The following is an 18,336-nucleotide window of genomic DNA, read 5'->3' as shown; positions in this document are numbered from 1 at the left end:
ACGATGCAACAGATCATTCGCGTCCAGCAGGTCAGCCAGCGTTTTGCCACCGCCAGCGGCGAGTTTCTGGCGCTGGACAATGTCAGTTTTGATATTCACGAAGGGGAAACCCTGAGTCTGATCGGCCACTCCGGCTGCGGCAAATCGACGCTGCTGAACCTGATTGCCGGTTTAACCCGGCCCAGCAGCGGCGTGCTGCTGTGTGATAACCGCGAAATCACTGGCCCCGGTCCGGAGCGCGCGGTGGTGTTTCAGAACCATTCGCTGCTGCCGTGGCTGACGGCATTTCAGAATGTCGAGCTGGCGGTGCAACAGGTGTTTAAAGGGCGCTTCAGCAAAGCGGAGATGCGTGACTGGATCGAGCACAACCTTAACCGGGTGCAGATGAGCCATGCCATGCACAAGCGGCCCGGCGAAATATCCGGCGGTATGAAGCAACGCGTCGGTATTGCGCGGGCGCTGGCGATGAAGCCACGCGTGCTGCTGCTGGATGAGCCGTTTGGCGCGCTGGACGCCTTAACCCGCGCTCATCTGCAGGACAGCGTGATGCGCATTCAGCAGGAGCTGAACACCACCATCGTGCTGATTACCCATGACGTGGATGAAGCCGTGCTGCTGTCAGACCGGGTGCTGATGATGACTAACGGCCCGGCGGCGCAGGTTGGCGAGATCCTCACTGTCGATCTGCCACGTCCGCGTTCACGGGTGGCGCTGGCGGATGAGCCGCGCTACCACCAGTTGCGACAGAAAGTGCTGCATTTCCTCTATGAAAAACAGACCACTGCGGCGTAAGGAACAGACCATGAAGCAACGGTTGCTGGTGATAGGTAATGGCATGGCGGGAATGCAGATGGTGGAGAGCCTGCTGCAACGTGCGCCGCAGCGCTACGCCATCACGGTCATTGGCCGCGAGCCGCACGGCAACTATAACCGTGTGCTGCTGTCGCCGGTGCTGGCAGGTGAAACGCCGTTCAGTGAAACGCTGATCCACGATCGCGACTGGTATGAGCGGCACGGCGTCACGCTGCTATCCGGCGAAACCGTGCTGCAGGTCGATCTGGCGGCACGTACAGTGCAGACCGATTATCGCCAGCTGGGCTGGGATCGGCTGGTGTTTGCCACCGGTTCACAGCCCCGTTTGCCCGCCATTCCCGGCATCAACGCGGATTGCGTACTGGGTTTTCGCAGTATCGCCGACGTCCGGCAACTCCTGGCGTGCCAGGGACCGGTGGTGGTGTTGGGCGGTGGTTTTCTCGGCATTGAAGCGGCGGCGGCACTCTGTGCCCGTGGGCGTGAGGTTACGCTGGTTCATCACAAACCCTGGCTGCTGGATCGCCAGCTGGATGCAAAGGCGGGCGAGCTGTTGCTGACGGCACTCCAGCAGCGCGGTATCCGCTGCGTGCTGAACAGCGGACTCACGGCGATTGACGAGGCGGGTGTGACGCTGACCAGCGGTCGTCACTGCGCCGCCACGCAGGTGGTGATTGCCATCGGCGTTCAGCCGGAGATAACGCTGGCGCAGGCAGCGGGTCTGCCGTGTCAGCGCGGCATTCTGGTCGATGGGCAGTTACGCACAGCGGTCCCGTCGGTGTACGCCGTAGGCGAGTGCTGCGAAATTGCCGGCGAAACCTTTGGCCTGGTCGCACCCTGCCTGACGCAGGCGCAGATTCTGGCCGCACAGCTGGCGGGGTCGCCACTGGCGGATTTTGTCAGCCAGCCGCAGGCGACGCGGCTCAAAGTCAGTGGCATTTCGCTGTTCAGCGCCGGGGATGTCAGTGAGGCACCCTCCATCAGCAGTTTTGATCCGATCTCCGGCGACTACCGCCGTCTGTTTCTTCGTCAGGGCCGCCTCTGTGGCGTATTGCTCTCTGGCGACACCCGGCAGGGTCCCGCGCTGCTGGCGCGTCTGCTGCACACCGAAGCTGTCACGCTCGAAGCCCTGTTCGATTCCCGTCAACCTGAACCGCAGCCGCAGGCTGCAGAGAGTCCTGAGATGAGTAAACCGGTATTAGCCGTGGTGGGTCACGGCATGGTCAGTCACCACTTTCTTGAACAGCTGGTTGCCCGCGAACTGCATCAGCACTACCACATCGTGGTTTACGGCGAGGAGCGTCAGCAGGCTTACGATCGGGTGCATCTGTCGGACTATTTCAACGGCAAAACGGCCGACGATCTGTCGCTGGTCAGCGCGGACTTTTTTACCCTGCACGGCATCGAACTGCGCAGCGGCTGCGCAGTCGTAGCGATCGATCGTCAGCAGCGCAGTCTGCGTGACAGCGCGGGCAATGAGCTGGCGTGGGATAAGCTGGTGCTGGCTACCGGCTCGCGTGCTTTTGTACCGCCGGTACCGGGCCACGACGACGAACGCTGCTTTGTCTACCGCACGCTGGATGACCTTGATGCCATTGCTGCCTGCGCCCGCAATAGCCAGCGCGGCATCGTGATTGGCGGCGGCCTGCTGGGTCTGGAGGCGGCGAATGCGCTGCAGCAGCTCGGGCTGGAAACGCATGTGGTGGAGTTTGCGCCACGCCTGATGGCAGTGCAGCTCGATGAGGGCGGGGCGCTGATGCTGCGCCAGAAGATCGATGCGCTGGGCGTCACGGTTCACACCTCAAAACAGACCGAACTGATTGAGCGTCAGACCGACGGTAGCGTGGTGCTGCGCTTTGCTGACGGCAGCAGTTTACCCGGCGATCTGGTGCTGTTCTCCGCCGGTATCCGGCCGCGCGATGAGCTGGCACGTGAAGCGGGCCTGACGCTGGGACCGCGCGGCGGCATTGAGATTAACGATCGCTGCCAGACCAGCGATGAAGAGGTGTTTGCCATTGGTGAATGCGCATTGTGGAACGGTCAGATCTTCGGTCTGGTCGCGCCAGGCTATCAGATGGCACGCGTGCTGGCCGGGCATCTGGCGGCTGAATCCACCGCCTTCAGCGGCGCGGACATGAGTACCAGACTGAAACTGCTGGGGGTGGAGGTGGCGTCGTTTGGTGACGCGCATGGCCGCACGCCGGGCAGTCAGCACTATCACTGGACCGACGGGCCAAAAGGCATCTACAAGAAAATCGTGGTTTCTGCCGACAGCACCCGGCTGCTGGGCGGCGTGCTGGTCGGTGACAGCAGCGACTACGCCACGCTGCTGCAGATGATGCTCAATGAGTTACCGCTGCCTGCCGCGCCAGAAAGCCTTATCCTGCCTGCGCTGTCGGGGGCGCCGAAAGCGCCAGGCGTCGCGGCGTTGCCTGACAGCGCCCAGGTCTGCTCCTGTCACAACGTCAGCAAGGGCGAAATCTGCGCGGCGGTGAAAGGCGGATGCGGTGAGATGAGCAGCATCAAAAGCTGCACCAAAGCGGCTACGGGCTGCGGCGGCTGTGCGGCACTGGTAAAACAGGTGATGGAGTTTGAGCTGGAAAACCTCGGTGTCGAGGTAAAAAAAGATATCTGTGAACATTTCAGCTATTCGCGCCAGGAACTTTATCACCTGGTGCGGGCCGGTGAGTTCAGAACCTTTGATGCGCTGCTGACGTCACATGGTCGGGGGCAGGGTTGTGAAGTGTGCAAACCGCTGGTGGCGTCACTGCTCGCCTCATGCTGGAACGACTATCTGCTAAAACCGGCGCATCTGCCGTTGCAGGACACCAACGACCGCTATTTCGCCAATATCCAGAAAGATGGCACCTATTCGGTGGTGCCGCGCGTCCCGGCGGGCGAAATCACGCCGCAGGGGTTGATCGCGATTGGCGAGGTGGCGGCGCGTTACGATCTTTACACCAAAATCACCGGCGGTCAGCGTATCGACCTGTTTGGCGCGCGGCTCGATCAACTGCCTGATATCTGGCAGACGCTACTGGCGGCGGGTTTTGAAACCGGTCACGCCTACGGCAAGTCGCTGCGCACTGTGAAGTCCTGTGTGGGGTCGACCTGGTGCCGCTACGGCGTGCAGGATTCAACCGCTTTCGCCATTGCGCTGGAGAACCGCTACAAGGGGCTGCGCGCCCCACACAAGATCAAGATGGCGGTATCGGGCTGTACCCGCGAATGTGCGGAAGCGCAGAGCAAAGATATCGGGGTGATCGCCACGGAAAAGGGCTGGAATCTCTATGTGTGTGGCAATGGCGGCATGAAGCCGCGCCACGCCGACCTGTTCGCCAGCGATCTCGATGATGCCACGCTGCTGCGTTATGTCGACCGCCTGCTGATGTTCTATATCCGCACCGCAGACAGGCTGCAGCGCACCAGCGTCTGGATGGACAATCTGGAAGGCGGCCTGGACTATCTGCGTCAGGTGGTGATTGAGGATAGCCTCGGTCTGGGCGAGACGCTGGAGCAGGAGATGCAGCGGGTGGTGGACGCGTATCAGTGCGAGTGGCAGACCACGCTGGCGGATCCTTCACGACTTGCGCTGTTTACCCCTACGGTCAACAGCGATCGCCCGGATGAGACGCTGCACTACAGCCGGGTGCGCGGTCAGCGTCAGCCGGAGGCCGTTACCGATCGTCCGCTGTTACCGCCGCCAGCCGAGCCGTGGAGCGCGGTGTGTACACTGGAGGCGATTCCTCAGCAGGCGGGGATCGGGGCGCGACTGGGTAGCGAACGTGTTGCGCTGTTCCGCTTTGGCGATGCGCTTTTTGCGCTGGAAGACCGCGAACCCGGCAGCGACGCCAGCGTGCTCTCACGTGGGATCCTTGGCGATGTGGGCGGCGAGCCGGTGGTGATCTCCCCGCTCTATAAGCAGCGGATACGGTTGCGTGACGGACAGAGCCTGGATAACCCGCAGCATCAGCTGCGCTGCTGGCCGGTGAAGTTGGAAGCGGGTCAGATCTGGCTGGCAAATCGTCCGCTGGATCAGCTGGCGCAGGCATCATGAACAGTACCTGTCCCTATTGCGGCGTCGGCTGTGGCGTCTGCGTCACCCCGCAGGGGGCGCATCAGGCAACCGTGATCGGCGATCCGCACCATCCCGCGAATGCAGGTCGGTTGTGCGTAAAAGGCGCAGCGCTGGGCCAGACCCTGACGCCGCAAGGGCGTTTGCTGAACGCCGAGGTTAACGGGCAGCGCGTCAGCCTGGACGCTGCGCTGGATGCGGCGGCGGCGGGATTGCGGGCGGTTATCGATCAGTATGGCCCGCAGGCGGTGGCGTTTTACGGCTCCGGCCAGCTGTTGACCGAGGATTACTACGTCGCCAATAAGCTGATGAAGGGCTACATCGGTGCAGCCAACATCGATACGAATTCGCGGCTCTGCATGGCGTCGGCGGTGGTCGGTTATAAGCGGGCGCTGGGGGCCGATGCGGTGCCCTGCTGCTATGAGGATCTGGAGCAGGCCGACCTGGTGCTGCTGGTGGGGTCTAATGCTGCCTGGGCGCATCCGGTGGTGTGGCAGCGGCTGATGCAGGCGAAGCTGCAACGTCCGGCGATGTGTATTGTCGTTATCGATCCGCGGCGTACGGCGAGTTGCGATCAGGCCGATCTCCACCTGCCGTTGCGGCCCGGCAGCGATACGGCGTTGTTTTCCGGTCTGCTGCACTGGCTGGCGCAGCAGGATGGCATTGATGCCAGCATGTTGCCGCACCTGAATGGTGTGGACGAGACGCTGACCGCCGCAGCGCAGTGGGGTGTGGCGCGAGTGGCAGAGGCATGTGACTTAACCGTGCAGCAGGTCGCGCACTTTTTCCAGCTTTTCAGCCAGCACGATCGGGTGCTGACGCTATGGTGCATGGGGATTAATCAGTCCGCCACCGGCAGCGACAATAACCAGGCGATTCTTAATCTGCATCTGCTGACGGGCAAAATAGGCCGCGCGGGCTGTGGTCCTTTTTCGCTGACCGGACAGCCAAATGCCATGGGAGGACGGGAGGTGGGTGGCCTGGCGAATCAGCTGGCGGCGCATATGAATTTTACTGAAGCGGATTGCGAACGGGTGCAGCGTTTCTGGCGCAGTCCGGCCATTGCCCGGGAACCGGGACTGACTGCACTGGATCTTTTCCGGGCACTGGCGGATGGCACGGTGAAAGCAGTGTGGATTATGGGCACCAATCCGGCGGTGTCGATGCCTGAGGGCAACCGCGTCGCGCAGGCGCTGGCGGCCTGTCCGCTGGTGATTGTATCAGATGTGATGGCGCAGACCGATACCAGCGCCTTTGCCAATATTCTGCTGCCCGCCCAGGGGTGGGGCGAGAAGAACGGCACGGTGACCAATTCCGAGCGGCGTATTTCACGTCAGCGCGCTTTTGCCGCCGCACCCGGTGACGCCCGGCCTGACTGGTGGTTGCTGTCGCAGGTGGCCAGGCGTTTAGGGTTTGATGAAGGCTTTAACTGGCAGCATCCGGCAGAGATTTTCCGTGAGCATGCGGCGTTGTCAGGTTTCGAGAACCGGGGCGCCAGGGCGTTTGATATCAGCGGCCTGGCGCAATTGAGTAATGCTGACTGGGATGCGCTGCGTCCGGTGCAGTGGCCGGTTAACGCGGCCTGTCCGCAGGGCTGCGCCCGGCTGTTTGGCAATCGTCGGTTTTTTCATCCGGATGGTAAGGCCCGGTTGCGGGTGCCGGCCACGCCGGTTGTCGCCCCGCGCGAACCGGCGTATCCGTTGTTGATGAATACCGGACGGGTGCGCGATCAGTGGCACACCATGACGCGTACCGGGCTGGTGCCGCGTCTGATGCAGCATTGCGATGAACCGTTTGTCGCGCTGCATCCGGCGGATGCGGCAACGTATGGCGTGACGGCGGGCGGACTGGCGCGGGTGCAGTCTGTTCAGGGCTGGATTAGCGTGCGGGTGCGTGTCGATGCCGGGATGCGGCGCGGCGAGCTGTTTGTGCCGATGCACTGGAACCGGCAGTTCAGTCAGCAGAGTCACGTCGATTTACTGGTGGCCGCCCGCGCCTGTCCGTTTTCGGGGCAGCCCGCGCTGAAGCAGACGTCGGTGCGGATTCTGCCGTTGAGGGTGAGCTGGCAGGGCTGGCTATGGCAGCGCGAGATAGCGCAGCCCACAGGGTTGCGTTACTGGGCGCGTACCCCCTATCCGGCGGTGCAGCGTTATGCGGTGGCGGGCGAGGGCTCGCCGCAGGTCTGGCTGGACGGGCAGGTTGTTCTTTCAGGCTGTCACAGGCAGGTTGCGACCGGCAGCGGCAATGATTACCGGTTGCTGGCATGGCGTGACGGCGAGTTGCAGCTGGCGTTTTATGCCGGCTCCGTGTTGCCGTCGATTGATAGTGCGTGGGTCGCCGAGGCCTTTAGTCATGCGCCGCAGGATGCGGCAGGGCGGCACAGTGTACTGGCAGGACAGCCCGCGCAGGGCGCGGCCACGGGACGGATTATTTGCAGTTGTATGGCGGTGGGTGAGCAGACGATTTTACAGGCGGTGGCGCAGGGGTGTCGTACAACTCAGGCGTTGGGCGAAAAGCTAAAGTGCGGCACGCAGTGCGGCTCCTGTATTCCGGAGCTGAAGCAGTTGTTGCTGTCCGAAGTGATGTCGGAGGAATGATGACACGAGCAATTGATTCTCTGGATAAGTTACTGGCCCCGGTGGATGCCGTGTCGCAACAGGGCGCGGTGTGGCTGGTGGGTGCGGGCCCTGGCGATGTGGAACTGCTGACCGTTAAGGCGTTGCGGTTGCTGCAGCGTGCTGAGGTGGTGGTATATGACCGGCTGGTGAGTGACGCGGTGATGGCGGAGGTGCCGGAGCAGGCGTTGTGTATTGATGTGGGTAAGCAGCCGGGGCAGCATGGTCTGAAGCAGGCGCAGATTAATCAGTTGCTGGTGGAACTGGCGCGCAGTGGACGCAATGTAATCCGGCTGAAGGGGGGCGATCCGTTTGTTTTTGGTCGCGGAGGCGAGGAGATGGTGAGCGTGCAGCATGCCGGGATTCGCTGTGAGGTCGTGCCAGGGATTACGGCGGCTGTGGGCTGTGCGGCAGCCAGCGGAATTCCGTTGACGCATCGGGATTGCGCGCAGTCTTTGCGGTTGATTACCGGGCATGGGCGGAACGGCGAGCCGCAGCTGGAGGCGGCTGCGCTGACGGCGGTGAATCAGACGCTGGTGTTTTATATGGGGTTGAGCTGGAGTGCGTCGATCAGTGCGCAGTTGCAGGCGCAGGGACGTGATGCGGAGACGCCGGTGGCGATTATTGAGAATGGGACCCGGCCCGATCAGCGGGTGTTGATTACCACGCTGGGGGGATTAGCGGAGACGGTGGCGCGGGATAAGCCGGTGTCTCCGTCGTTGCTGATGGTGGGTGAAGTGGTGCGGTTTTATCGGGCGGATTTGCAGGTGCGGGGTGGGGAGACGGTGAGCCGGTGCGTCGTGCAGGAAAGACCTGCCTGATCGCAAAGGGATCCCGCATCCCTGCGGACTGAGCTCGCCATCCCTGGCTCGCACACTTTGCTCTTCAGGCAGGGCTTACCTGCACTGTTGGCATTGGTGCGGGGTTTTGCGGGATCAGGTCTGGATTGAGTGGGCGTATGTCTTGGTGGTAAGGCCGGAACGGTGCGGCAAGACGGTGCGGCGTGCAGGAAAGGCCTGCCTGATCGCAAAGGGATCACGCATCCCTGCAGACTGGGCTCGCCATCCCTGGCTCGCACACTTTGCTCTTCAGGCAGGCCCTTCCTGCCCGGCTGGCGGCGGTGCGGTTTTTTTTGGGATCAGATCTGGATTGAGTGCGGTTGATGAGAGTGGAAGTGCCCGAGCAGGACGAAAAGAGCAGTCCAGTGTGGGAAGGCAGGTGAGGGTTGGTAAGACGGTGCGTCGTGCAGGAAAGGCCTGCCTGATCGCAAAGGGATCCCGCATCCCTGCGGACTGGGCTCGCCATCCCTGGCTCGCACACTTTGCTCTTCAGGCAGGCCTTACCTGCACGATTAGCGATAGTGCGTGCTTACAGTGGAGGCACCATCGTGCAGGTGCACTGTATAAAAGACGATGGAGCTTTAGCTGGCTTTAAAGCTCCTCCCACACAGGCAGGTTGTGAACCTTTTTTCGATATGCGTGAAACAGTGCCATTGTCGTACCGAAGAACAGACCTGCGATCAGATTGGGTATCAGCGAATAGTTGTCGTCAGACACGCCCGGAAGAGAAGGCAATAAGAGCAGCAGTGGCATCATAAGCGTGTACATGCTGGCAAACACCACAAGATTGAGCCAGAAAGGAGTGAAACTCGGGGGTGGAAGATGGATATTCATTTTCCATAACAAACGATGTAATGGCGGAGCAGAGTTACTCGGCCATATTTTCTTCGCTGCCATCAGGGCTAAAGCCCGCGCTTTCCTGCGCTCGAAAATCTCGTTTTTCATCGTTTTATCATCCGTTACATCCCTGCTTAGCATTCGCTCTGGAGCGTAACTTAATCCTGTGGCTGTCTGATGACAGCGAGTGGCTGAATCGATGTTGTTTCAACAAGCATTACATCGCCCGCTTCAGCGGCAGCGGGGCCACCAGCACTTTCACGCCTAGCGCTTCAAACGCTTTGACCTGCGCAGTGCTGATGCCGCTGTCGGTGATCAGGTAGTGGATATTGCTCCAGTCACAGGGCAGCGCGAACATCGAAACCTTGTCGATTTTGCTGGAGTCAGCGACCACGTAAACCGTGCTGGCGGATTTGATCATCGCCAGCTTTACCTTGATGTCGGTTTCACTGGGGAAGCTCAGACCCAGACGCGGTGAGATGCAGGCGGTCGCCAGGAAGAGTTTACCGGCCAGCACGTTTTCGAAGAAGCTGGCCGCCTTTTCACCGGAGGTAGAGAGCGTCGGAAATTTAAAGGTGCCGCCGGTCAGCAGGATGTTGATCCCCGGCTCGCCGCCCAGTTTCAGGGCGATATTCACCGCGGTCGTCACGACCGACAGGCGGCGGATGTGGCTGATGGCATCGGTGATCGCGGTGGTCGTGGTGCCGGAATCGAAAATCACCGTGTCGCCATTTTCGATATGCTGCGCCGCCAGCCGGCCAATCGCCTCTTTCTCTTCCAGATGCGTCTGCCGCTCCAGCAACATCGCCCCGGTATTCTGTTTGCCCGTCATCAGCGTCGCGCCACCATGATAGCGCTGTACAAAGCCCTGTTTTTGCAGCATGCGAAGGTCGCTGCGTAAGGTGGCTTCGGTCAGTCCAAAGGTCTCCGTCAAAGCTTTAACCGTGACCGTGCCATCCTCACGGATCATCTCCAGAATTTTCTCGCGGCGTTGCTGCATGTCAGCGAACTGCTCACTTTTGCTTTTCAATCGAAATGCTCCCTTTTCCAATAACCTGAGAAGTCGGGCGAACAAGGTCTTTGTGGCTGAGTTTAACGCGCCATTTTTATGAATGCGAGATAGCCTGATCTGCCTTTGGTTTTCGAACGAAAATATAAAATGTGCAGGTTATTGAATCTCTCACGCTTTCCGGATTGCAACCAGCTGCCTTTATTTCGGGACTGGAAGCCAGATCACGTCTTTTCAATCAGATAAGCCGCTTTGCAGGGCAGATGGTCGAAATTTGATCTGCTCCACACAACATTTCTTTTCGATAGCTTATATTTTTGTTCGAAAATGAGTGAGTCAACGGCATCGGCAAAAATCTGAGGGGAAGAGTGGGATGAGTGGTGAATATGACGTAAACCTGCGCTACGGCGTGGATACCGCAATGAATCTGGCCGGCAAAGTGGCCGTCGTGACCGGCGGGCTGGGCGGTATCGCGATGGCGACCAATGGCATGTTGCTGGAGAAGGGCGCGAGTCTGGCACTACTCTATCCGCCGTTTGAAGCAGAGAAGGTGGCCAGCCTGAGGGCAGATTTCCCCGTCGAGCGGGTGCAGTTTGTCTGCTGTGACGTTACCGATCCCGCGTCGGTTGAACAGGCTTTTGACGATGTGGTTTCCCACTATGGCCGGATCGATATCCTGGTGAACTGCGCAGGCTACGTGATGCTGCAGCCGGTGATCGAGACCGATTTTGCCGAGTGGCAGAAGCAGATTGCGGTGAATCTCACCGGGCCTTTTCTCTGCTCACAGGCCGCCGCACGGCTGATGATCCGTGCCGGTGCGGGCGGCAAAATTATTAATATCGCCTCCCAGGCGGCATCCATCGCTATCGACAACCATGTCGCCTACACCTCAGCCAAAGCGGGCCTGCTGGGCATGACCAAAGTGATGGCCAAAGAGTTTGCCCCGCATCGCATTAACGTTAACACCCTGTCGCCCACCGTAGTGCTGACGCCGATGGGCGAAAAGGCCTGGCGCGGCGAGAAGGGCGAGCAGATGAAGAAGCTGATTCCGCTCGGACGCTTTGCTTATACCGATGAGATCGCCGCTGCGGTGCTGTTTTTCGCCAGCAACGGCAGCGACATGATCACCGGCGCCGATTTGATGATCGATGGGGGCTTTACCATCTGGTAAGGCCAATCCAGCACCCGGGAATTCATACCCTGCCATAACGATAAGAGAGAACATCATGAAAAACCGTACCTTGCTGTGCACTGCCGTGGCTGCCTGTCTAATTTCGCAGGCGGCGTTTGCCGCCGAAAAGGGCACCATTATGATTCTGGTTAACTCACTCGATAATCCCTACTACGCCTCCGAAGCCAAAGGCGCCAATCTCAAAGCGCAGGAGCTGGGTTACAAAACAACGGTGCTGTCGCACGGCGAAGATGTGAAAAAGCAGAGCGAACTGATCGACGCCGCTATCGGTAAAAAAGTACAGGGTATCGTGCTGGATAACGCCGACTCCACCGCCAGCGTGGCGGCGATTAAAAAAGCCAAAGATGCCGGGATCCCGGTGGTGCTGATCAACCGCGAAATCCCGGTGGATGACGTGGCGCTGGCGCAGATCACCCACAACAACTTCCAGGCGGGTTCAGACGTTGCCAACGTCTTTGTTGAAAAGATGGGCGAAAAGGGCAAATACGCCGAGCTCGCCTGTAACCTGGCGGATAACAACTGCGTGACACGCTCGAAATCGTTCCATCAGGTGCTGGATCAGTATCCTGATATGCAGAGCGTGGCACGTCAGGATGCCAAAGGCACGCTGATCGACGGCAAGCGCATTATGGACAGCATCCTGCAGGCGCATCCGGATGTGAAAGGGGTGATCTGCGGTAACGGCCCGGTGGCGCTGGGCGCCATTGCCGCGCTGAAGGCGGCCGGTCGCAACGATGTCATCGTGGTGGGGATTGATGGCAGCAACGACGAACGCGATGCAGTGAAAGCGGGCACGCTGAAAGCCACTGTCATGTTGCAGGCGCAGGCGATTGCCGCTGAAGGGGTGACCGATCTCGATAACTTCATTCAGAAGGGCGTGAAGCCGGAAAAACAGCGGGTGATGTTCCGCGGCATTCTGATTACCCCGGAAAACGCTAAAGGTGTACAGGACTTTAACTACAAGTCGTAATTAAACGCTGTCGCGCCTGCGAAAGCGGGCGCCAGGGAGAAGATGATGTCCCGAAGAGTCTGGCTGACGCTGGTGGTCTTGCTGTTAAGCGGCTGCAAAATTGTGTCGCAGCAGGAGCTGGCTGCCCTGAAAAATCCCCCCAATCCGAAAATGGCGAACATCGACCAGCTCTGGCAGCAGAAACTGGTGCCACAGGTTCAGGCAGAGGCTAAACCGCTGGCGACGCTGATGAAGTCGCTGCAGTCTGCTAAAGACTTCGACAGTGCCTGTCAGAGCTATGGCTATCGCAGTCAGGCTGAGAATCCCTGTGTCTTCAGCGTCTCGGTTAGCGGCGAGGTGACCGCCGTAAATACCACGTCACGCAGTGGAAAGATGACCGTGAAAGATGAATCAGGTGACAGTGTCACAATTCAGGTAGGGCCAATCATTCGTGGCACCGCTTTGCGGGATGTCTACAAAGGCGTGAGCTATCAGGACTTCAATGACCAGGTGCTGTTTGGTGATTACGGCAAGGCGATTAACCAGCACGCCTCCACTCTGATGCAGCAGTTTGCGCCGAAGGTGGGCGATAAAGTGAGGGTTTCCGGCGTGTTCAGCAGCTGGGACATTCCGCAGCAGCTGCCGGATATCACTCCGGCTGCGATCAACCGGCAATAAGGAGCGGCAGATGCAAAATCCTCAACCGCAACAGTCCGGCGACGTGATTATCGAAACGCGCAACGTGTCGCGTCTTTATCCCGGCGTGACCGCGCTCGATCAGGTCAGTTATCGGGTCTACCGCAATAAAGTTAACGTGCTGATCGGTGAGAACGGCGCCGGTAAGTCCACCATGATGAAGATGCTGGCGGGTGTAGAGACGCCGTCGTCGGGCGAGATTCTGCTGGATGGCAAGGTGGTGTCTCTGAACTCCACGCATCAGGCGGAGAAGCAGGGGATCAGTATCATTTTTCAGGAGCTGAATCTGTTTCCCAACATGAACGTGATGGACAACATCTTTATCGCCAATGAGTATTTCCAGCGTGGGGTGATCAATGAAAAGTATCAGTACGCGCTGGCAAAGTCGCTGCTGGAGCGGCTGCAGCTGGATGTCGATCCTTACGCGCCGCTGGGTGAGTTGGGTATTGGTCATCAGCAGCTGGTGGAGATCGCCCGGGCGCTGTCGAAGGATACCCGGGTGCTGATCATGGATGAACCGACCAGCGCCCTGAGCCAGTCTGAAGTGAAAGTGCTGTTTAACGTCATCGATCAGCTTAAGCGGCGTGGGGTCACCATTATCTACATTTCTCACCGGCTGGAAGAGCTGATGGAGATTGGCGATCACATCACCATTTTCCGCGATGGCCGTTTTATCAGTGAGCGCGAGGTACGGGACGCCAGCGTGCCGTGGATTATCGCCCAGATGGTGGGTGACAAGAAAAAGCAGTTCGACTATCAGCCTGCGCCACAGGGGGAAACGGTGCTGGAGGTAGAGGGCCTGACTGCGCTGCATCAGAACGGTGGTTACAAGCTGAATGAGGTCAGTTTTACGCTGCGCAAAGGCGAGGTGATCGGCATTTATGGCCTGCTGGGGGCCGGACGCACCGAGCTGTTTAAGGGGCTGATTGGCCTGATGCCCTGTCAGTCAGGCCGGGTTCGGCTGGCGGGCAGGGATCTGGCGAAACGCAGCTTCCAGCAGCGGCTGAAAAGTGGCATAGCGCTGGTGCCCGAAGATCGCAAAGGCGAAGGGGTAATTGAACTGATGTCGGTCACCGCCAACATGACCCTCTCTGACTTCAGCCTGCGCGGTTTTCGTCGTGCGCTGGGGCTGTTGAATCCTGCCAGGGAGCAGCAGCGGGTCAGTGAGATGATCGGCCATCTGGCGATTAAAGTCAGCGATCCCGATCTGCCGGTTACGGCGCTGAGCGGCGGTAATCAGCAGAAGGTGGTGCTGGGTAAAGCGCTGATGACCGGGCCGCAGGTGGTGCTGCTGGATGAGCCAACGCGCGGTATTGACGTGGGTGCCAAAACCGACGTCTATCACCTGATTGGCAGTCTGGCACAGCAGGGGCTGGCAGTGATGTTCTCCTCGTCTGAACTGGATGAGGTGATGGCGCTGGCGGACCGCATTTTAGTGATGGCCGATGGCCGGATTACTGCCGATCTGCCGCGCGCAGCGGCGACGCGAGAACATCTGATTGCGGCATCAACCCCGCAGGATTAAGAGCCTGACCCATCAGGCTATTTTATTTGTCCGTCTGAACCTGGGCAGTGGTCACACAGGCTGCTTTAGCAACCTGAACGCCCGTCAGGGCGGCCCTGAAGGGGCGAGCACAGCGAGTAATCCTGACGTACTGCGTGTACGTGCCGGTTGTTCCGCGCTGTCCGTGTCCAGACTGCCTGAAACCATTACGCCTGGCGGGCCAGGCTCTAAGCTGGCCGGAGAATTTCATGAACCAAAAATATCTGCTCTATATGTACCTGCTCAAGGCCCGTACCTTTATTGCGTTGCTGATTGTGGTCGGCTTTTTCAGCGTGATGGTGCCGAACTTTCTCACCCCCTCTAACCTGCTGATCATGACGCAGCACGTGGCGATTACCGGCCTGCTGGCCATTGGTATGACGCTGGTGATCCTGACCGGCGGTATCGATCTCTCGGTGGGTGCGGTCGCCGGGATCTGCGGCATGGTGGCGGGCGCGCTGCTCACCAATGGCATCCCGTTGTGGGGCGGCAATACGCTGTTTCTTAACGTGCCTGAAGTGATTCTGGTGGTGGCCATCTTTGGCGTGCTGGTGGGGCTGATTAACGGCACGGTGATCACCCGACTGGGCGTCGCACCCTTTATCTGCACCCTGGGCATGATGTATGTGGCGCGCGGTGCGGCGTTGCTGTTCAACGACGGCGGCACCTACGCCAACCTGGTGGGAGTGCCCGCGCTGGGCAACACCGGCTTTTCGCTGCTCGGCTCCGGCACCGTACTGGGCGTTTATCTGCCAATCTGGCTGATGCTCGGCTTTTTACTGCTCGGCCTCTACCTGACGCGCAAAACCCCGCTGGGTCGTTATATCTACGCCATTGGCGGCAATGAGTCCGCCGCGCGACTGGCGGGCGTACCGATTATCAAGGTGAAAGTCTTTGTCTACGCCTTTTCCGGCCTCTGCGCGGGGCTTGTCGGGCTGGTGGTGGCCTCTCAGTTGCAGACTGCGCACCCGATGACCGGCAACATGTTTGAGATGGATGCCATTGGTGCCACCGTGCTGGGCGGCACTGCGCTGGCGGGCGGACGTGGCCGGGTTTCCGGCTCGATTATTGGCGCTTTCGTTATCGTCTTCCTGGCGGATGGCATGGTGATGATGGGCGTCAGCGATTTCTGGCAGATGGTGATCAAAGGTCTGGTGATTGTGACTGCGGTAGTCATCGACCAGTTCCAGCAACGTCTGCAAAGCAAAGTGGTGCTGCTGCGTCGCCATGAAAAAAAGCAGCAGGCAGCCCCCCTTACTGATGTTCGTCACAGTTAACAGGAGCGATTATGAGCCGCGAACAACGTGGAAAAACAGTGGTGATAACCGGTGCCTGTCGTGGCATCGGGGCCGGGATAGCGGCGCGTTTCGCTCGCGACGGGGCCAGGCTGGTGATGGTGTCGAATGCTGACCGGGTGTTCGCTACAGCCGACCAGCTTCAGCAGCAGTATGGCAGTGAGATTCTGGCGCTGCAGGTCGATATCACGGATGAAGCTGCGGTGCAGCAGCTCTATCAGCAGGCCTTTGAACGCTTTGGTCAGATCGACGTCTCGATACAGAATGCGGGCGTGATCACCATTGATCGCTTCGACACCATGCCGAAAAGCGACTTTGAGCGGATTCTGGCGGTTAACACCACCGGCGTCTGGCTTTGCTGTCGTGAAGCGGCGAAATATATGGTGCAGCAGCGCAGCGGCAGCCTGATCAACACCTCATCGGGGCAGGGACGACAGGGCTTTATCTACACGCCGCACTACGCCGCCAGCAAAATGGGGGTGATAGGCATTACCCAGAGTCTGGCGCTGGAGCTGGCGCCGTGGAACATTACGGTCAACGCTTTTTGCCCTGGCATCATTGAGAGTGAGATGTGGGATTACAACGATCGCGTCTGGGGCGAGATCCTCAGCAGCGAGGAGAAAACCTACGGTAAAGGGGAGCTGATGGCGGAGTGGGTGAAAAACATTCCGCTGAAGCGTGCCGGTCAGCCGGAAGATGTCGCCGGACTGGTGGCGTTTCTGGCATCAGAGGATGCGCGCTACATCACCGGGCAGACCATCAATGTGGATGGCGGGTTGATCTTCTCCTGATGCGGTGAGAGATCGCAGGCCTGCTGTAAACGCAGGCCTTTTTCTGACCCGGACTTTTCTGTTATATGCACAATTCGCCGCTGCTGTCCTGCATCGCCGTCACAATATGTTAAGGTAATAGCTGATGATTTTTCTTTAATTGCAGCTACGAACTAATCAATGTGCCGGGTGACATGATACGGAAAACAGGGGTTCTCTCTTTGATTGCGCTGTCGCTGACTGCCACGCAGAGCGCCCGCGCCTTCCAGACTGAAACAGCGGTGTCAGAGACGCCATTCGACAATCCTGCGCGCTACAGTCAGTCGCTGCCGACGCTCGGCGGTGCCAGCGATCAGGATGAAGAGTGGAGCAAAAAGCTGGCGGCCGTGGCCAAAAGTATCGGTGAAGCGAGTAACAACAGCGACAGCAATGTCACGTTTGGTCAGCAGGCGGGCGTCTGGGCGTTCAATCATCTGCGCGATGAAGTGGCCGATCGGGTTGAGAGCGAAGGGCAGTCACTGCTTTCCCCTTACGGCACCGCGCAGCTGGATCTGAAAGTCGACATGAACGGAAACTTCACCGGCACCGGCGGCGATCTCTTCAGCGCACTGGCCGATGAAAACAGCCGGCTCACCTTCAGCCAGCTTGGTCTGCACGATACCGGCGATGGCCTGGTTGGCAATGCGGGACTGGGGCAACGCTGGGATGCCGGTGACTGGCTGCTGGGTTACAACGGCTTTGTTGACCGCGTGTTCAGCAGCGGCCTGCAGCGCGCCTCTGTGGGCACGGAAGCGTGGAGCGATTCAATGCGCTTATCGGCCAACTACTATCAGCCGCTTTCCGGCTGGAAAAATCTGGGCGATTCGCAGCAGCAGCGCATGGCGCGCGGCTACGATATTACCAGCCAGAGCTATCTGCCCTTTTATCGTCAGCTGGGCGTTTCGGTGAGCTATCAGCAATATCTGGGTGAGAATGTCGATCTGTTTAACAGCGGCAACCGCTATCACAATCCCTCCGCCATGTCGTTTGGCCTCTCTTACACTCCCGTGCCGCTGGTGACGCTGTCCGCTACCCATAAAACCAGCAGCGCCGGTGAGAGTCAGGATCAGCTGGGGCTGAAACTCAACTATCGCTTTGGCGTGGCGCTGCGACGTCAGCTCGATGCCGGAAACGTCGCGGAGGCGCACTCCCTGCGCGGCAGCCGTTACGATACCGTCACCCGCAGTGATACGCCGGTGCTCGCCTTCCGTCAGCGCAAAACGCTGTCCGTGTTTCTGGCAACCCCGCCCTGGCAGTTAAGCAGTGGCGAGAGTCTGCCGCTGAAGCTGCAGGTGCGCGCCAGCAATGCTATCAAGGCGGTAAGCTGGCAGGGCGATACGCAGGCGCTGAGCCTGACACCTCCGGCCAATAACGCCGATCCGCAGGGCTGGAGTGTGATCTTACCGCAGTGGGATCCGTCGCCAGACGCCAGCAACGAATATCGCCTGTCGGTAACACTGGAGGATAGCAAGCAGCAGCGTGTGACCTCTAACTGGATCACCCTTAAAATTCAGCCACCGATGACCATGGACGAGGCCCCGCAGAACGATCGTTATGATTTGATGGCACCCGGTGGCACCACACTTTAGTTGGGATGCTTTACTGCACAGAAAGGATAGGGGGGAGTTAATAGCGGCGGTGGTGTGCAGACGGCGTTGTTAACGTCT

Annotated in this window: 13 protein-coding genes; 11 read left to right on the top strand and 2 right to left on the bottom strand. The window is 59.4% G+C overall.

Going from position 1 to position 18,336, the window contains the following annotated elements; all coding sequences use genetic code 11:
• The first annotated feature begins 3 nt into the window (after window positions 1-3).
• The 4 genes from HFD95_RS02460 to cobA are packed head-to-tail and all read left to right on the top strand — an operon-like array spanning window position 4 to window position 8,321.
• Window positions 4-792 (top strand): ABC transporter ATP-binding protein, encoded by a 789-nt coding sequence (locus HFD95_RS02460; protein WP_010245808.1) that lies wholly within the window; start codon window positions 4-6, stop codon window positions 790-792.
• A gap of 10 nt (window positions 793-802) precedes the next feature.
• Window positions 803-4,867, top strand: coding sequence for a nitrite reductase large subunit NirB (gene nirB, locus HFD95_RS02455; RefSeq protein ID WP_163762950.1), 4,065 nt, complete (start codon window positions 803-805; stop codon window positions 4,865-4,867).
• Window positions 4,864-7,482, top strand: coding sequence for a nitrate reductase (locus HFD95_RS02450; protein WP_010245802.1), 2,619 nt, complete (start codon window positions 4,864-4,866; stop codon window positions 7,480-7,482). The genes nirB and HFD95_RS02450 overlap by 4 nt, the downstream gene beginning before the upstream one ends.
• Complete coding sequence (gene cobA / locus HFD95_RS02445) at window positions 7,482-8,321, top strand: uroporphyrinogen-III C-methyltransferase (protein ID WP_167429783.1); 840 nt, start codon at window positions 7,482-7,484, stop codon at window positions 8,319-8,321. The genes HFD95_RS02450 and cobA overlap by 1 nt, the downstream gene beginning before the upstream one ends.
• Before the next feature lie 609 nt (window positions 8,322-8,930).
• Here cobA and HFD95_RS02440 read toward each other — a convergent pair.
• Together HFD95_RS02440 and HFD95_RS02435 are read right to left on the bottom strand one after the other, a co-directional pair.
• Window positions 8,931-9,284, bottom strand: a complete 354-nt coding sequence (locus HFD95_RS02440; protein WP_031292988.1) for a DUF6404 family protein — start codon at window positions 9,282-9,284, stop codon at window positions 8,931-8,933.
• 109 nt (window positions 9,285-9,393) lie between these two features.
• A complete protein-coding gene (locus tag HFD95_RS02435; RefSeq protein ID WP_010245789.1) occupies window positions 9,394-10,206 on the bottom strand; it encodes a DeoR/GlpR family DNA-binding transcription regulator in 813 nt (270 codons plus the stop codon).
• Window positions 10,207-10,558: 352 nt separating this feature from the next.
• On the opposite strand from HFD95_RS02435, the gene HFD95_RS02430 reads away from it, so the two are divergent.
• The 7 genes from HFD95_RS02430 (at window position 10,559) to HFD95_RS02400 (ending at window position 18,258) form a co-directional block, all read left to right on the top strand.
• Window positions 10,559-11,356 carry a GolD/DthD family dehydrogenase gene (locus HFD95_RS02430; protein WP_010245786.1) on the top strand — a complete coding sequence of 266 codons (798 nt, stop codon included), beginning with the start codon at window positions 10,559-10,561 and terminating at the stop codon, window positions 11,354-11,356.
• Window positions 11,357-11,411: 55 nt separating this feature from the next.
• Complete coding sequence (locus tag HFD95_RS02425; protein WP_010245782.1) at window positions 11,412-12,347, top strand: D-ribose ABC transporter substrate-binding protein; 936 nt, start codon at window positions 11,412-11,414, stop codon at window positions 12,345-12,347.
• Window positions 12,348-12,392: 45 nt separating this feature from the next.
• On the top strand, window positions 12,393-13,004 hold the full coding sequence (locus HFD95_RS02420; protein WP_010670005.1) for a DUF2291 family protein: 612 nt from the start codon (window positions 12,393-12,395) through the stop codon (window positions 13,002-13,004).
• A gap of 10 nt (window positions 13,005-13,014) precedes the next feature.
• Window positions 13,015-14,547, top strand: coding sequence for a sugar ABC transporter ATP-binding protein (locus HFD95_RS02415; protein WP_061901497.1), 1,533 nt, complete (start codon window positions 13,015-13,017; stop codon window positions 14,545-14,547).
• A 227-nt stretch (window positions 14,548-14,774) separates the two neighbouring features.
• A complete protein-coding gene (locus tag HFD95_RS02410; RefSeq protein ID WP_010245772.1) occupies window positions 14,775-15,842 on the top strand; it encodes an ABC transporter permease in 1,068 nt (355 codons plus the stop codon).
• An 11-nt stretch (window positions 15,843-15,853) separates the two neighbouring features.
• Window positions 15,854-16,651 (top strand): SDR family oxidoreductase, encoded by a 798-nt coding sequence (locus tag HFD95_RS02405; RefSeq protein WP_010245769.1) that lies wholly within the window; start codon window positions 15,854-15,856, stop codon window positions 16,649-16,651.
• 173 nt (window positions 16,652-16,824) lie between these two features.
• Window positions 16,825-18,258, top strand: coding sequence for a YchO/YchP family invasin (locus HFD95_RS02400; RefSeq protein ID WP_181955247.1), 1,434 nt, complete (start codon window positions 16,825-16,827; stop codon window positions 18,256-18,258).
• Window positions 18,259-18,336 lie beyond the last annotated feature (78 nt).

This window comes from Pantoea sp. EKM10T (assembly GCF_011800685.1).
GTDB lineage: Bacteria > Pseudomonadota > Gammaproteobacteria > Enterobacterales > Enterobacteriaceae > Pantoea > Pantoea agglomerans.
The sequence above is the reverse complement of the archived record's forward strand: the minus strand, read 5'-3'. Positions and strand labels throughout refer to the sequence as shown.